General features: G+C 53.4%; 12 protein-coding genes and 4 tRNA genes. 4 read left to right on the forward strand and 12 right to left on the reverse strand.

Annotated elements, in window-relative coordinates:
• The first annotated feature begins 190 nt into the window (after positions 1-190).
• Genes hemC through hemY form a run of 4 tightly spaced genes read left to right on the forward strand, consistent with a single transcriptional unit; the run spans position 191 to position 4,274 of the window.
• Positions 191-1,132 carry a hydroxymethylbilane synthase gene (gene hemC / locus BZK40_RS20555; RefSeq protein ID WP_003828972.1) on the forward strand — a complete coding sequence of 314 codons (942 nt, stop codon included), beginning with the start codon at positions 191-193 and terminating at the stop codon, positions 1,130-1,132.
• A complete protein-coding gene (hemD, locus tag BZK40_RS20560; protein WP_003828974.1) occupies positions 1,129-1,869 on the forward strand; it encodes a uroporphyrinogen-III synthase in 741 nt (246 codons plus the stop codon). Before hemC ends, hemD begins: the two co-directional genes overlap by 4 nt.
• A 21-nt stretch (positions 1,870-1,890) precedes the next feature.
• Positions 1,891-3,072, forward strand: coding sequence for a uroporphyrinogen-III C-methyltransferase (hemX, locus tag BZK40_RS20565; protein WP_008787080.1), 1,182 nt, complete (start codon positions 1,891-1,893; stop codon positions 3,070-3,072).
• Between the two features lie 2 nt (positions 3,073-3,074).
• Positions 3,075-4,274 carry a protoheme IX biogenesis protein HemY gene (gene hemY, locus BZK40_RS20570; protein ID WP_079935197.1) on the forward strand — a complete coding sequence of 400 codons (1,200 nt, stop codon included), beginning with the start codon at positions 3,075-3,077 and terminating at the stop codon, positions 4,272-4,274.
• 454 nt (positions 4,275-4,728) lie between these two features.
• On the opposite strand, the gene BZK40_RS20575 is transcribed toward hemY, so the two are convergent.
• The 12 genes from BZK40_RS20575 to rfbA form a co-directional block, all read right to left on the reverse strand.
• Positions 4,729-4,805 (reverse strand) — tRNA-Pro (locus BZK40_RS20575).
• Between the two features lie 41 nt (positions 4,806-4,846).
• A tRNA-Leu gene (locus BZK40_RS20580) sits at positions 4,847-4,932 on the reverse strand.
• A gap of 20 nt (positions 4,933-4,952) precedes the next feature.
• Positions 4,953-5,028: transfer RNA gene (locus tag BZK40_RS20585), tRNA-His, on the reverse strand.
• A 56-nt stretch (positions 5,029-5,084) separates the two neighbouring features.
• Positions 5,085-5,161: transfer RNA gene (locus tag BZK40_RS20590), tRNA-Arg, on the reverse strand.
• 102 nt (positions 5,162-5,263) lie between these two features.
• Positions 5,264-6,649, reverse strand: a complete 1,386-nt coding sequence (gene thrP, locus BZK40_RS20595) for a bifunctional threonine/serine APC transporter ThrP (protein ID WP_003828980.1) — start codon at positions 6,647-6,649, stop codon at positions 5,264-5,266.
• Between the two features lie 278 nt (positions 6,650-6,927).
• Entirely contained in the window at positions 6,928-7,668 is a 741-nt protein-coding gene (wecG, locus tag BZK40_RS20600) for a lipopolysaccharide N-acetylmannosaminouronosyltransferase (protein ID WP_003017964.1), read from the reverse strand.
• Positions 7,665-9,023, reverse strand: coding sequence for an ECA oligosaccharide polymerase (gene wzyE, locus BZK40_RS20605; protein WP_079935198.1), 1,359 nt, complete (start codon positions 9,021-9,023; stop codon positions 7,665-7,667). The genes wecG and wzyE overlap by 4 nt, the downstream gene beginning before the upstream one ends.
• Positions 9,020-10,099, reverse strand: a complete 1,080-nt coding sequence (locus BZK40_RS20610; protein WP_079935199.1) for a TDP-N-acetylfucosamine:lipid II N-acetylfucosaminyltransferase — start codon at positions 10,097-10,099, stop codon at positions 9,020-9,022. Before BZK40_RS20610 ends, wzyE begins: the two co-directional genes overlap by 4 nt.
• Positions 10,096-11,346 carry a lipid III flippase WzxE gene (gene wzxE / locus BZK40_RS20615; RefSeq protein ID WP_003017971.1) on the reverse strand — a complete coding sequence of 417 codons (1,251 nt, stop codon included), beginning with the start codon at positions 11,344-11,346 and terminating at the stop codon, positions 10,096-10,098. Before wzxE ends, BZK40_RS20610 begins: the two co-directional genes overlap by 4 nt.
• Before the next feature lies 1 nt (position 11,347).
• Positions 11,348-12,478, reverse strand: coding sequence for a dTDP-4-amino-4,6-dideoxygalactose transaminase (gene rffA / locus BZK40_RS20620; RefSeq protein ID WP_032945690.1), 1,131 nt, complete (start codon positions 12,476-12,478; stop codon positions 11,348-11,350).
• A 4-nt stretch (positions 12,479-12,482) separates the two neighbouring features.
• Positions 12,483-13,160: a dTDP-4-amino-4,6-dideoxy-D-galactose acyltransferase gene (rffC, locus tag BZK40_RS20625; RefSeq protein ID WP_079935200.1), complete on the reverse strand. Its 678-nt coding sequence runs from the start codon at positions 13,158-13,160 to the stop codon at positions 12,483-12,485.
• Entirely contained in the window at positions 13,138-14,019 is an 882-nt protein-coding gene (gene rfbA / locus BZK40_RS20630; RefSeq protein ID WP_079935201.1) for a glucose-1-phosphate thymidylyltransferase RfbA, read from the reverse strand. Before rfbA ends, rffC begins: the two co-directional genes overlap by 23 nt.
• Between the last annotated feature and the right edge of the window lie 20 nt (positions 14,020-14,039).

Here is a 14,039-nt window from a genome sequence, read left to right on the forward strand (position 1 = left end):
TGCGCTACATACAAGTGTAGCACCGTTCGTTACGTGTAAATTCCTTCATACGGTCGGGAGGTTTCTCGTCATTATTCACTGCCAGTGATGATGCAGCGCCTTTTCCTCTCACTTACGTTTGAGCGTAACGCTGACATCCCTTTGATAAGGATGTTAGGATGGTCAATGATTGATAATGACGGTAACAAGCATGTTAGACAATGTTTTGAGAATTGCCACACGCCAAAGCCCCCTTGCGCTCTGGCAGGCACATTATGTCAAAGACGCCTTAATGGCAAACCACCCCGGTCTGATCGTGGAACTGGTTCCTATGGTAACCCGTGGCGATGTGATCCTTGATACCCCGCTGGCGAAGGTCGGGGGGAAAGGGTTGTTTGTTAAAGAGCTGGAAGTCGCGCTGCTGGAAAAACGCGCCGATATCGCTGTGCATTCCATGAAGGATGTGCCGGTTGAATTCCCTGACGGTCTTGGACTGGTCACCATTTGTGAGCGAGAGGATCCGCGTGATGCTTTCGTCTCAAATAAGTACAACTCTCTGGATGAACTCCCCGCAGGCAGCATCGTCGGGACATCCAGTTTGCGCCGCCAGTGCCAGTTGGCGAAGCGTCGCCCGGATCTCGTCATCCGTTCGCTGCGCGGCAACGTAGGCACGCGCCTCAGCAAACTGGATAACGGCGATTATGACGCCATTATTCTGGCGGTCGCCGGATTAAAACGTTTAGGTCTTGAGTCGCGAGTCCGCACCGCTCTGCCGCCGGAAGTCTCCCTGCCCGCTGTCGGGCAAGGCGCAGTAGGCATAGAATGTCGACTGGATGATATGCGCACTCAGGCACTGTTAGCGCCTCTCAACCATGAAGAGACCGCGCTACGCGTCAAAGCAGAACGCGCCATGAACACCCGCCTGGAAGGGGGATGTCAGGTACCTATTGGTAGCTATGCCGAAATCATCGACGGTGAGATTTGGCTACGTGCGTTGGTCGGCGCGCCTGACGGTTCACAGATGGTATGCGGAGAACGTCGCGGCGCCACACAGGATGCCGAACAGATGGGTATCTCTCTGGCAGAAGAACTGCTGGAGAACGGTGCGCGCGCCATTCTGGCGGAAGTTTATAACGGAGAAGCCCCCGCATGAGTATTCTGGTCACCCGCCCGTCTCCCGCAGGGGAAGAGTTAGTGAGCCGACTGCGCACACTGGGGCAGGTGGCCTGGAGTTTTCCGCTCATCGAGTTTTCACCTGGTCGGGAACTGGCAACGGTTGCTTCCCGACTGTCGGCGCTGACGGAGAACGATCTGGTCTTCGCCCTCTCGCAGCACGCCGTTACCTTTGCAGATGCCGAACTTCGCCAGCAAGAGAAAAGCTGGCCATCCCTTCCACGTTATTTTGCCATTGGCCGTACAACGGCGCTGGCGCTGCATACTGTTAGCGGCTTCAATATTCACTACCCTCTGGATCGGGAAATTAGCGAAGTCTTGCTACAATTACCTGAATTACAAAATATTGCGGGAAAACGCGCGCTTATATTACGCGGCAACGGTGGCCGGGAGCTGATAGGTGAAACCCTAACGGCACGCGGAGCCGATGTCGATTTTTGTGAATGTTATCAACGCAGTGCAAAACATTACGATGGTGCGGAAGAAGCGATGCGCTGGCAATCCCGTGGCGTAACCACGGTGGTTGTCACCAGCGGAGAGATGCTACAACAGCTCTGGTCGCTCATTCCGCAGTGGTATCGTGAGCACTGGTTACTACGCTGTCGGCTGTTGGTCGTCAGTGAGCGTCTGGCGCACCTCGCCCGGGAATTGGGCTGGCAAGATATTAAGGTCGCTGATAACGCCGACAACGATGCGCTACTACGCGCATTACAATAACTCTCATAATGGGATGCCATAATGACGGAACAAGAAAAATCCTCCGCCGTGGTTGAAGAGACCAGGGAGGCCGTGGAAACCACGTCACAGCCAGTTAATACTGAAAAAAAGAGTAAGAACAGCACGGCGCTGATTCTGAGCGCTGTGGCGATTGCTATTGCGCTGGCTGCAGGCGTTGGGCTGTACGGCTGGGGGAAACAACAGGCAACAACACAAACGGCAACCAGCGATGCGCTGGCGAACCAGCTGACGGCGCTGCAAAAAGCGCAGGAAAGCCAAAAAGCTGAGCTGGAAGGCATTATTAAACAGCAGGCAACACAGCTGGATGAAGCCACTCGCCAGCAGGCCGCGCTGGTCAAACAGCTTGATGAGGTCCAGCAAAAAGTCGCCACCATCTCCGGCAGCGATGCGGGCACATGGCTGCTGGCGCAGGCTGATTTTCTGGTGAAACTGGCCGGTCGTAAATTATGGAGCGATCAGGACGTCACCACCGCCGCGGCGCTGTTGAAAAGCGCCGACGCCAGTCTGGCAGATATGAACGACCCGAGCTTAATTACCGCGCGACGTGCTATTACTGACGACATCGCGAGCCTCTCCGCGGTGACTCAGGTCGACTATGACGGCATTATCCTGAAAGTGAATCAGCTCTCTAATCAGATTGATAACCTGCGTCTGGCCGACAACGACACCGACGATTCACCAATGGACTCCGACAGCAGCGAGCTTTCCAGCTCGATTAGCGAATGGCGCGTCAATCTGCAAAAAAGCTGGCAGAACTTTATGGACAGCTTCATCACTATTCGTCGTCGTGATGAAACCGCCGTCCCGCTGCTGGCACCGAACCAGGACGTTTACTTACGTGAGAACATCCGTTCTCGTCTGTTAGTGGCCGCACAGGCCGTGCCGCGTCATCAGGAAGAGACATACCGCCAGGCGCTGGAAAATGTCTCCACATGGGTGCGTGCTTACTACGACACCGACGATGCAGCGACCAAAGCGTTCCTTGAAGAAGTAGACCAACTGAGCCAGCAAAGCATCAGTATGGATGTTCCGGAAACGCTGCAGAGCCAGGCTATTCTCGACAAGTTAATGCAGACCCGCGTACGTAATTTACTGGCGCAGCCTGCCACAGCACCGGTAGCAGCAGCGCCTGCGCCAGCGCCTTCGACAGACGCTCCGGCAACCGCGCCGCAAGGAGAATAATGATGCTAAAAGTATTGTTGCTCTTTGTGCTGTTGATCGCCGGGATCGTCGTCGGTCCGATGATAGCCGGTCATCAGGGTTACGTGCTGATCCAGACGGATAACTACAATATCGAAACCAGCGTGACGGGCCTGGTGATCATCCTGATCGTCGCCATGGTCGTCCTGTTTGCGATTGAATGGCTGTTGCGCCGAATTTTCCGCACCGGCGCACATACCCGTGGGTGGTTTGTGGGTCGTAAGCGCCGTCGCGCCCGTAAGCAGACCGAACAGGCCCTACTCAAACTGGCAGAAGGTGACTATCAGCAGGTTGAGAAGCTGATGTCGAAAAATGCCGATCATGCAGAACAGCCGGTAGTGAATTACCTGCTGGCGGCGGAAGCGGCTCAGCAGCGCGGTGACGAAGCGCGCGCCAACCAACACCTTGAGCGTGCTGCCGAACTGGCCGGAAATGATACGATCCCGGTAGAAATCGCTCGCGTTCGCCTGCAACTGGCGCGTAATGAAAATCACGCCGCACGCCACAGCGTAGACAAACTGCTGGAAGTGACGCCACGTCATCCGGAAGTGCTGCGTCTGGCTGAGCAGGCCTACATTCGCACCGGCGCATGGAGTTCCTTGCTGGATATCATCCCATCCATGGCAAAAGCGCATGTGGGTGATGATGAGCACCGCGCCATGCTGGAACAACAGGCATGGGTTGGCTTGATGGATCAAGTCCGCGCCGATCAGGGCAGCGAGGGGCTGCGTACATGGTGGAAAAACCAGAGCCGTAAAACCCGTCATCAGGTTGCCCTGCAGGTGGCGATGGCTGAACATCTGATTGAGTGTGACGATCACGATACGGCGCAGCAGGTCATCATTGATGGTTTGAAACGTCAGTACGATGACCGCCTGGTGCTGCCGATCCCGCGTCTGAAAACCAATAATCCGGAACAGATAGAAAAAGTGCTGCGCCAGCAGATTAAAGCCGTGGGCGATCGCCCGTTGCTGTGGAGTACGCTGGGTCAGTCGTTAATGAAGCATGGGGAATGGCAGGAAGCTACGCTCGCCTTCCGTGCCGCTCTCAAACAGCGCCCGGATGCCTATGACTACGCCTGGCTTGCTGACGCGCTGGACAGATTGCACCAGCCGGAAGAAGCCGCCACCATGCGCCGTGATGGCCTGATGTTGACGCTGCAGAACAACAATCCCCCGCAGTAATTCCCTCTTGCCCGGTGGCGCCTCGCTTACCGGGCCTACATATTTTTCAATCGCATAAACAAAATCCTTCGAGAAGTCACTTGAAGGATTTTGTTTATGCATAAAAAAACGCCCGCTCGGTAAGGAGCAGGCGTTAAACAGGTCTGTATGACAACATAAATGGGTGCTTCACTCAACGTTATGTCCATGGTGTTTGATGAGGCCTGAGCGACATCTGTCTGTGGACGATAAGCACCGTAAACGGCTCTGCATCATTCCTGAGTTTATGAGGCCAGATGGCGAACATAAGAGATGGAATGAGCATCTACCCGCATATTATTGCACAACGCATGCCACGATTGCACTGCAAAAACCAAGTATTCGGACTTTTTAAGACTTCAGGAAATTCGCAGATGCGCAGGCTAAGAAGGGAAAATCTGAAAACAAAAAACCCCGCCGAAGCGGGGTTCAAAATTGGTCGGCGAGAGAGGATTCGAACCTCCGACCCACTGGTCCCAAACCAGTTGCGCTACCAAGCTGCGCTACTCGCCGTTTTACTGCTTTTTGAATTTTTAGTTCAATTCTTTAAGTCGTGGTGCGAGGGGGGGGACTCGAACCCCCACATCCTAAGGACACTAACACCTGAAGCTAGCGCGTCTACCAATTCCGCCACCTTCGCATTTCACAACTTTAAATTAATGGGGTGGCTAATGGGATTCGAACCCACGACAACTGGAATCACAATCCAGGGCTCTACCAACTGAGCTATAGCCACCACTGCAAATCTTTTACGCGGTATTAAAACCACCGCAGCTCTGGCACCCTACTAAATGGTGCGCCCGACAGGATTCGAACCTGAGACCTCTGCCTCCGGAGGGCAGCGCTCTATCCAGCTGAGCTACGGGCGCTTAGCGCCGTTGCGGGGCTGGATATTACGGAGGTCTCGGTCTTCTGTCTAGTGCTTTTTTAAAATAAATTATCGTTTGGTCATGGTTTGTGCGTTTTGTCGCTTATTCCCGCAATTTATGGGCTGTGCCATGACGATTCAGACCAAAAACCTTATAAATGAGCGTCACGGCCAGTAAGAAACCCATGCCAACAAAAAGCGACATTCGGGTATCTTCATTAAAGTACATGCCAATTAATACGCAAATCAGGAACGCCATCGTCAAATAATTCGCCCACGGGAACAGAATAGAGCGGAATGGATGACTGGCAATCGCCGCTTTATGCGCCTGACGGAAACGTAGCTGGCTTATCAGGATCACAAACCACGGCACCATACCCGGCAACACGCTGGCGCTATAGACATAAACAAACACGCGCTGCGGGTTAGGAATGATGTAGTTCAGGCACGAGCCAATCAGCAGGATCGCGATAGAAATAGCTACTCCGGCAACCGGCACGCCATGGCGTGATACTTTTCCAACAACGGCAGGAAGCTGGCGATTCTTTGCCAGCGCGTAGAGCATACGCCCACAGCTGTACATGCCGCTGTTACAGCCAGACAGCGCCGCCGTCAGTACCACAAAGTTAATAATCCCTGCCGCAGCAGTAATACCAATCTTGGCAAAGGTGAGCACAAACGGGCTGCCGTTGCTGCCAATCTCATTCCACGGGAAAATAGTAACGATGACAAAAATCGCACCGACGTAGAAAATCAGAATGCGCCACAGCACTTTACCCACCGCGCTACGCAGCGTGACCTGTGGATTCTTCGCTTCCCCTGCAGTGATTCCGATCAGCTCCACACCCTGGTAAGACGCCACAACAATACACAATGCTGTCAAGAAGCCCTTCCAGCCGCCAGCAAAGAACCCGCCGTGCTCGGTCAGGTTGCCAAAACCAATCGCCTGGCCGCCATTGCCAAAGCCGAAGAAAATCACCCCAACCCCAATGACGATCATCACAATGATGGTGGTCACTTTAATCATGGCAAACCAGAACTCAATTTCACCATACAGGCGAACCGCAGCGAGGTTTGCCAACGCAACCAGTCCGACCGCGATCAGTGCGGGTATCCATTGCGCCATTTCCGGGAACCAGAACTGTACGTACACCCCAATGGCGGTAATCTCTGAGATCCCCACCGCCATCCACATAAACCAGTATGACCAGGCGGTGAGGTAGCCAAAGAAGGGGCTCATATAACGGTGAGCGTAAACAGCGAATGAACCGGCAACCGGCTCGAGGAATAACATCTCCCCCATAGAACGCATGATGAAAAAGACGAACAGCCCGGCGACGATATACGCCAGCAGAACCGAAGGTCCCGCCCATTTAAGGGTACTGGCGGCCCCCATAAATAGCCCAACGCCAATAGTGCCCCCAAGGGCAATTAATTCGATGTGACGAGCCTCCAGCCCACGCTGTAGCTCAGGTTTGTTCTCAGCCATAAATCCTCTTGTTGTGTTTGCATGCTGTCCGGTATTACCGGTTCTCGTTATGGGTACATCTTGTTATGCCATAACAGGCCATGCGGCACCGACCGCTTTACGGTTGGCGCCAAAAACACCACGGCACTGCAATGATTGTTGCGAATGGTTTCCTAAAATCGCTTAAATGGCAATTAAAGCATTCAAAAAATGAATAGATTGTGCGAGAAAGCAGCGATTATGTTGTGAATAAGTAGCGTAATTAGCAGATCACGCTACTTATCAGAGGAGAGAGAGCGTCAGAGGTTGCCGGTATAGTGCCAGCGGAGATAGCGTAATAAGCGAAGTTGTCGAGTAATACGGCTCGGCTGCGACAATAAGCGATACAGCCACTCCAGCCCCAGATTTTGCCAGATTTTAGGCGCACGCTTAACGTGACCGGTAAAGACGTCGTAGGTGCCCCCTACGCCCATATACAGCGCGTCAGGGTGAGTCTTGCGGCAATCACGCATAAAGATCTCTTGTTTTGGCGAGCCCATCGCCACCGTCACAATTTGCGCACCGCTGGCGTGAATACGCTCAAACAACGCCTGACGCTGCTCTGGGGTAAAATAACCGTCCTGACTACCCACAATGTTCACGCGCCACTGCGCACGTAGTTTTGCTTCTGTTTGTGCCAGAACTTCAGGCTTGCCGCCAACCAGGAAAACTGGCGTTCCGTTTTGCCCAGCTCGCGCCATCAGCGCTTCCCAAAGGTCAGCTCCGGCCACGCGTGAAACCTGCGCCTGTGGGAATTTTTTGCGCACCGAACGCACCACGCTAATCCCATCCGCATACTTGAACTCCGCGGCGTTGATCAGCTCCCTCACCTCAGGGTTATCTTCTGCAGTCAGCATCTTCTCAGCGTTGATAGCCACCAGCGTTCCTGACCTGAGGTGTCCTTCGGCAAACAGGTAATTCAGCGCATGTTGCATATCGCGCCAGCCAATCAGTTGTAATCCGCGCAGCGAATACAGCGGCGCAGTTGTGTTATCTGTCATGACGATCCTTCAATCTGTGTCCGGGGCAGCGATTTGATTCGTTTATGAATGAGTCCCGCGCTATCAAACAGCCAGAACAACAATTTTGCCACCAGTAGGCAAACGCCGAAAATCACGAGGAAAAAGACCACTCGTGAGACAAACGAATCCAGCCCTTCACGTGCCAAAACGATCATATTGAAAATGGCGCCAAAACAGAAACTGTGCAAAATCGCCGCCTTATAGCGATTGGTTTCGCGATTGCCAAGCTCATACAGCCAGTCGAACCACTTGATGATGAGCCCAACAACAATCGCGCCTAATGGTATAAACAGCGCCCCGCCCATCACCACCAGTGAACCAATTAACGTCGGCGAAATCGCCAGTCCTGAGTGGTTGTTCAACACTTCCCAGGTAAAGTAGTTCGCTGAGTTGAGTACAATACTCGGCCGCCCAGGCCACAGCCAGGAGGGAATAAAGACGTAGAAGTCACGGACGATCGGCGCCAGCCCCTGGAACTCAATATTGTGGTAATTCTGCAGCAATAGCGCCAGGTTCTCCCACGGTGAGAAGGTGTCGCGCGTAAGGTACAGGAACGTATAGAACGCCTCATCGCCGCTAACGCTCATTCCGTAGCGCTTCAACGCCAGCCAGAACATCCCGACAATGCCCAACACGCCTGCAGCGGCCAACATCCACAGCGAAATCCAGCCGCGAATAATGCCGATAAACAAGAAGATGGCAAACGCGATAATGATATTGGCGCGCGTCCCACCCACAATCATATAGGTCAGCAAACCAAACGCGACGGTACTCACGAGGAAGAACACCCACGCTTTGCTGTCCTGACGCAGGAAATAAACCACCAGCATTGCCGGAATGAAGAAGTAGAAGAAACGCTTCAGAGCGACGCCAGAGACTTCACTGGAAAAAATCTGGCTATAGGATTGCAGTCTGAACAGCAGGAATCCGTTGTGCATAAAGAAGATGCCCACGCTCACCAACGCAATCGCCATCAGGATAACCCAGGTCAAATGGGCTTCAACGCGATTGATGGTAAACAGCGGCCTGCGCGGCTTATCATCTACTCGTTTGCGCAAGCGCGTTTTATACGTCACGTAGTAGACGGCATAGAAACAGGCGGCTGACAGCAAGGCCTGTAGAAGGATCTCGGGCGGAGCCACTGCCACATCAAAGCGGAACACCAGGATGCTGGTTAACGGGAATCCGAAGAAGAACGTCAGCAAGAACAACAATGAGAAGAAAACATTGAAGTTAAAACGCACGCGGCGGAACTCAAACCAGGTCAGCGTGGCGATAAACAAGGTGGAGAGCAGCCAGACCACCAGAAGACCGCTGAATTGCATCAGGCTCATACGGTTTCTCCTGAAGCAATGCGCAGCGCGTTGTGCCACGGCTGCAGATAATTCGGGCTAAAGAAGGTAATAGTATTTTTATCTACCGATGCCAACTGGCGCTGCGCTTCACGTACGACGCCTTCATTGAGATCATCAGTGGTAAATAACACCGGAAGATTTTGTTCCACCATATCCTGCCAGAAGGGATTTTCACGGTTGAGCACGCATGGGATACCCGCCTGGATCAGCAAACACAGGGTACCGATTCCCTGTTGACGGGCAAAAATAAAGTAACCCAAATCACACTGCCGCAATAATGTTAGATAGGCATCAAATTCCAGCTTTTCACTCAAAATTTGCAGATTATCTGCGCTAAATAACGCCAGGCCAGCCTGGCGAACCTCGTCGATATAGGCCGCATTATTGGCGGGATAACCCATCGGCACAATCACATTCACCGTGTCACCAAACTGCTGATGGACGGCGCGAAGCGCGGCAACATGCTCATTGCTGCGATCGCCAGAGTTGCCAACCAGCACCGTCATCTTGCCGCTGCGCTGGCAATCATTGCTCATGTTATTGAGTGAAGGATCCATTCGCGTTGGGAAATAGAGCAACTCACCCCGCACACGGGGATGTTGCTCGGCGAAATAACGTAAATCGCCCCGTGTGGCAAACACGCAGCCCACACGATTCTGCACCATGCGGCGAATCGGGTAAAACAGGCGGAATTTCAGTCCACTGGAGACTTCGTATAAATCAGCGCCCCAGATATGCCAGTAAAACTGCGCCGGTTTAATCCCGCCACTCAGCAGCGCCAGCCACAGGCTGGTGTTGAACTGACCGTGGAAGAAGAAACGCTGTTGGCGATCCGCTTTTGCTTTCGCGATCACAGCGTCAGCAAGCGCCTTTTTCCCGCTGTAGAAGCTTAGCGATAACGCCGGGCAGCTCTCACTGAGTCCCGCATCCTGACCGGCAACCATAAACGTGCGCGCATGCTCGCTCGTCGCGGCCAGCGAGTCGTTGAAAAACCGCAACACGGTTTGGTTATGGTGAGGGATATCCGATCCCAGAACGTGAATCAGTACAGTCATGCCCGCCTACGCCAGAGTAAAAACACGCCACAACAAAGAGAAAAATAGACGATGTACGTTGCCATATAAGCCTGTGCCGCTCCCAGCGCACCGTGTGCAGGGATCAGCCAGTGAGCAAACACCGTCAATAACATGAACTGGCTAATTTCAGCCAAAATATAAAACCGCAGCGATGCTTTCGCGATCACCAGATACCCAAAGACATACGCCCCAACTTTCAGTACATCGCCGACCAGTTGCCAGGCAAACAGATCGCGCATGGCGGTGAATTTTGCGGAGAAAAGCAGCCAGATCGCAAAATCACGCAGCAACCAAACAGTAAAGCTCGCTGCGGCAACCGCCGGTAACACGAACTTCAGCGACTTAACCACCTCGCGCGTAATGTCGCGCTTTTCGGTCAGTCGAGACAACGTCGGAAGCAAGTAAACGCTGAATGAGGCGGTAATGAATTGCAGATAAGCATCAGAGATACTGCTTACTCCCTGCCAAATCCCCACATCATCCCAACTGTACTGCGCCGCCAGCAGGTTTCGCATCATCACGTATGCCACAGGCAGCGTTACGGAGGTAATCAGCGCCATCAGGGTAAACTTGCTTAGCTGTCCAGCCAGGCCGTTATCCCACGAGGGTTTCAGGTAATGCAGGGGAATTGCCCCACGCTTAATCAGCATAATAGCGGCGGGGATAACGACCAACGCGGGCACTAACGCCAGACCCAGCAAAGCGCCTTCATACCCTCCCAGGCGATAACAGCCATAATAAGCCACCACGCCTACCAGGCTACCCACAATCAACGACAGCGCGTTACCCGCCGCATCGCGAAAGCCCTTCATCAACGCCAGCAGCAGGTTCGCCCAGGCAATACCCATTTGCACCAGCGCAACCAGTCTTACCAGCCCCTGATAATGAGTATGGCCAAACAATCCCTGACTGATTGGCGCGGCCGCCAGCAGAAAAATCACCGCCATCAGCGTAGAGAATCCCAGCACCATCGCGGAAGATGTACCGACTACCTTACGGAGCCGGGTCGGATCGTCATGGTGCTGCGCAACATATTTCGTGACGCCGTTGAAAATGCCGGCCCCAGCCAGGACACCAAGCACGGTGACCATCTGGCGGAAGTTACCCGCCTGCCCCACGCCTGCCGGGCCAAACGACACCGCCAGCAGCTTCACGACCAGCAAACCTGCACCAATTTTTACCAGCGTACTGGCTGCCGTCCATAAGGACGCTTTAGCAAGCGACATATCAGGCGAAGTAGTTGAGTAAGGTCGAAATGACCGTTCGCTGGTTTACTGGCGACAGGTTGTAAAACAGCGGCAAGCGCAGCAGACGCTCGCTCTCTTTAGTGGTGAAACGATCAACACCGGCAAATACGCCGAATTTATCGCCAGCCGGACAATCATGTAGCGGGATATAGTGGAACACCGCCATAATTTCAGCTTCTTTCAAGAAGTTAATCAACGCCGTGCGATCGTCGATATCGCGCAGCTTGATATAAAACATATGGGCATTCTGCACGCAGTTTTCCGGGACAGAAGGCAGATCAATGCGTCCGGCACGCGCCAGCGGTTCGAGAGCATCATAGTAGTTCTGCCACAGCGCCAGACGCTGCTGGTTAATACGGTCAGCCGCTTCCAGTTGTGCCCACAGATAGGCAGCCTGCAGATCGGACATCAGATAGCTGGAGCCAATATCACGCCAGGTATACTTATCCACCTGACCGCGGAAAAACTGGCTGCGGTTAGTTCCTTTTTCACGGATGATCTCTGCACGTTCGACTAATTTTTTATCATTAATCAGCGTCGCACCACCTTCACCGCCTGCGGTATAGTTTTTGGTCTCATGGAAGCTAAAGCAACCGATGTGACCAATCGTCCCCAGCGCACGACCTTTGTAAGTCGACATGACGCCCTGGGCCGCATCTTCCACGACAAACAGGTTATGTTTGGTCGCCAGCGCCATGATGGTATCCATTTCACAGGCTACGCCCGCGTAATGCACCGGAACGATAGCGCGGGTCTTGTCGGTGATCGCCGCTTCAATCAGCGTTTCGTCAATGTTCATGGTATCCGGCCGGATATCAACAAAGACAATTTTCGCGCCGCGCAGCACGAAAGCATTGGCCGTGGAGACAAACGTATAGCTCGGCATAATGACTTCATCGCCAGGCTGGATATCCAGCAGCAATGCCGCCATCTCAAGCGATGCGGTGCAGGAAGGCGTCAGCAATACTTTCTCGCTGCCAAAATGCTGTTCCAGCCACTGTTGGCAGCGACGGGTAAAACCACCGTCGCCACACAGTTTGCCGCTGTTCATCGCAGACTGCATGTAATCGAGTTCAGTGCCCACCACCGGCGGTGCGTTAAATGGAATCATCGTGTCACCTGTATAACCAATACGCGGTGCTTTCCACATTCGCACCACTGTGTATATAACGTTTAAGCGCGGCGGTATTGCCCATTTGGGTCGCCACGCGCAATGTTTTTTTACCGCGAGCCTGCGCCCAGCAAAGGGCAGCCTGCATCAGTTCTGCTCCCGCCCCACGCCCGGCCAGCAGGCCAATTCGCGCATCGGTCGCATTCAGTTCACGCAGCGAGACATAGCCACGAATATCACCTGCCGGTGTACGAAAAACGAGGCATTGATGATCGAACGTCCCCAGCACCGCGTTTTCAATCCACTGCGCATAAAAACGCGTGCTGGCATCTGCGGCATACCACGGGGTACGAAAACGACTTTGCGCGAACGCCTGCCCTGCTAGTTGGCGTAATGCAGGGATATCCGTAGTTTGTGCGATCTGCGCACCGGGGTCGCCATGCGCACACATCACCGGCAGCACAAAATCCACTTCACCTTCAACCAGTGAGAAGCCCAACTGTTGCAGGGCGTCTAATTCATGGGTATTGGCGGCAGGAATTTTTGCCTGTACCCGCGACCAGGGCTGCAACATATCCGCAGTCAGAACCGGCGCGTGTTGGTCAAAACGCACAATGGCGCTATTCACGCCAAAGAACGTATTTTCCCAGCTAAGCGGCTCAATACTGGCGCGGACGAGCACGGAGCAGCTCCAGCAGGTATTGACCATAACCCGTTTTGGCCAGTGAACTGGCAGCACGCTTCACGCCTTCGTCATCCAGCCAACCGTTACGCCAGGCGATTTCTTCCAGACAGGCTATTTTAAAGCCCTGACGTTTTTCCACCGTCTGCACAAACGTGCTCGCTTCGATAAGACTGTCGTGCGTACCGGTATCCAGCCAGGCAAAGCCACGCCCGAGCAATTCTACCGTCAGATGTCCGTCATCAAGATACATCTGGTTGATAGACGTAATCTCCAGCTCCCCACGCTCAGAAGGTTTTACGCGTTTTGCATATTCCACCACCTTGCTGTCATAGAAATAGAGACCAGTCACTGCCCAGTTGGATTTTGGAGCTTTCGGTTTCTCTTCCAGCGAGATAGCTCGAAAATTGTCGTCAAACTCCACGACACCAAAACGTTCAGGATCCATCACCTGGTAACCAAACACCGTCGCGCCTTGCGTTCTGGCGGCTACGTGACGCAGTTTTGGACTGAATCCCTGACCAAAGAAGATATTGTCTCCTAACACCAGACATGATGGTTCACCGTTAAGGAACGTTTCACCAATGATAAACGCCTGTGCTAATCCATCCGGACTGGGTTGCTCAGCATAGTGCAATTCAATGCCGAACTCAGATCCATCGCCCAGTAAGCGCTGGAAATAGCCTTTATCTTCCGGTGTAGTGATAATCAGGATTTCGCGAATTCCCGCCAGCATCAATACTGATAACGAGTAGTAAATCATCGGCTTATCGTAAATAGGCAATAGCTGCTTCGATACGCCACGCGTAATGGGATACAGGCGAGTACCTGAGCCACCCGCCAGAATGATACCTTTCATGCGTTGTCTCCTCCGGGAGC

It is taken from the genome of Citrobacter portucalensis (assembly GCF_002042885.1).
Taxonomy (GTDB): Bacteria; Pseudomonadota; Gammaproteobacteria; order Enterobacterales; family Enterobacteriaceae; genus Citrobacter; species Citrobacter portucalensis.

What these genes read in the sequence shown, in the direction of transcription:
- rffA (WP_032945690.1), bottom strand. Translation starts at nt 12,478, where the DNA reads ATGATTCCATTTAACGCACCGCCGGTGGTGGGCACTGAACTCGATTAC.
- hemC (WP_003828972.1), top strand. Translation starts at nt 191, where the DNA reads ATGTTAGACAATGTTTTGAGAATTGCCACACGCCAAAGCCCCCTTGCG.
- hemY (WP_079935197.1), top strand. Translation starts at nt 3,075, where the DNA reads ATGCTAAAAGTATTGTTGCTCTTTGTGCTGTTGATCGCCGGGATCGTC.
- thrP (WP_003828980.1), bottom strand. Translation starts at nt 6,649, where the DNA reads ATGGCTGAGAACAAACCTGAGCTACAGCGTGGGCTGGAGGCTCGTCAC.
- hemD (WP_003828974.1), top strand. Translation starts at nt 1,129, where the DNA reads ATGAGTATTCTGGTCACCCGCCCGTCTCCCGCAGGGGAAGAGTTAGTG.
- wzyE (WP_079935198.1), bottom strand. Translation starts at nt 9,023, where the DNA reads ATGAGCCTGATGCAATTCAGCGGTCTTCTGGTGGTCTGGCTGCTCTCC.
- wzxE (WP_003017971.1), bottom strand. Translation starts at nt 11,346, where the DNA reads ATGTCGCTTGCTAAAGCGTCCTTATGGACGGCAGCCAGTACGCTGGTA.
- hemX (WP_008787080.1), top strand. Translation starts at nt 1,891, where the DNA reads ATGACGGAACAAGAAAAATCCTCCGCCGTGGTTGAAGAGACCAGGGAG.
- rfbA (WP_079935201.1), bottom strand. Translation starts at nt 14,019, where the DNA reads ATGAAAGGTATCATTCTGGCGGGTGGCTCAGGTACTCGCCTGTATCCC.
- wecG (WP_003017964.1), bottom strand. Translation starts at nt 7,668, where the DNA reads ATGACAGATAACACAACTGCGCCGCTGTATTCGCTGCGCGGATTACAA.
- BZK40_RS20610 (WP_079935199.1), bottom strand. Translation starts at nt 10,099, where the DNA reads ATGACTGTACTGATTCACGTTCTGGGATCGGATATCCCTCACCATAAC.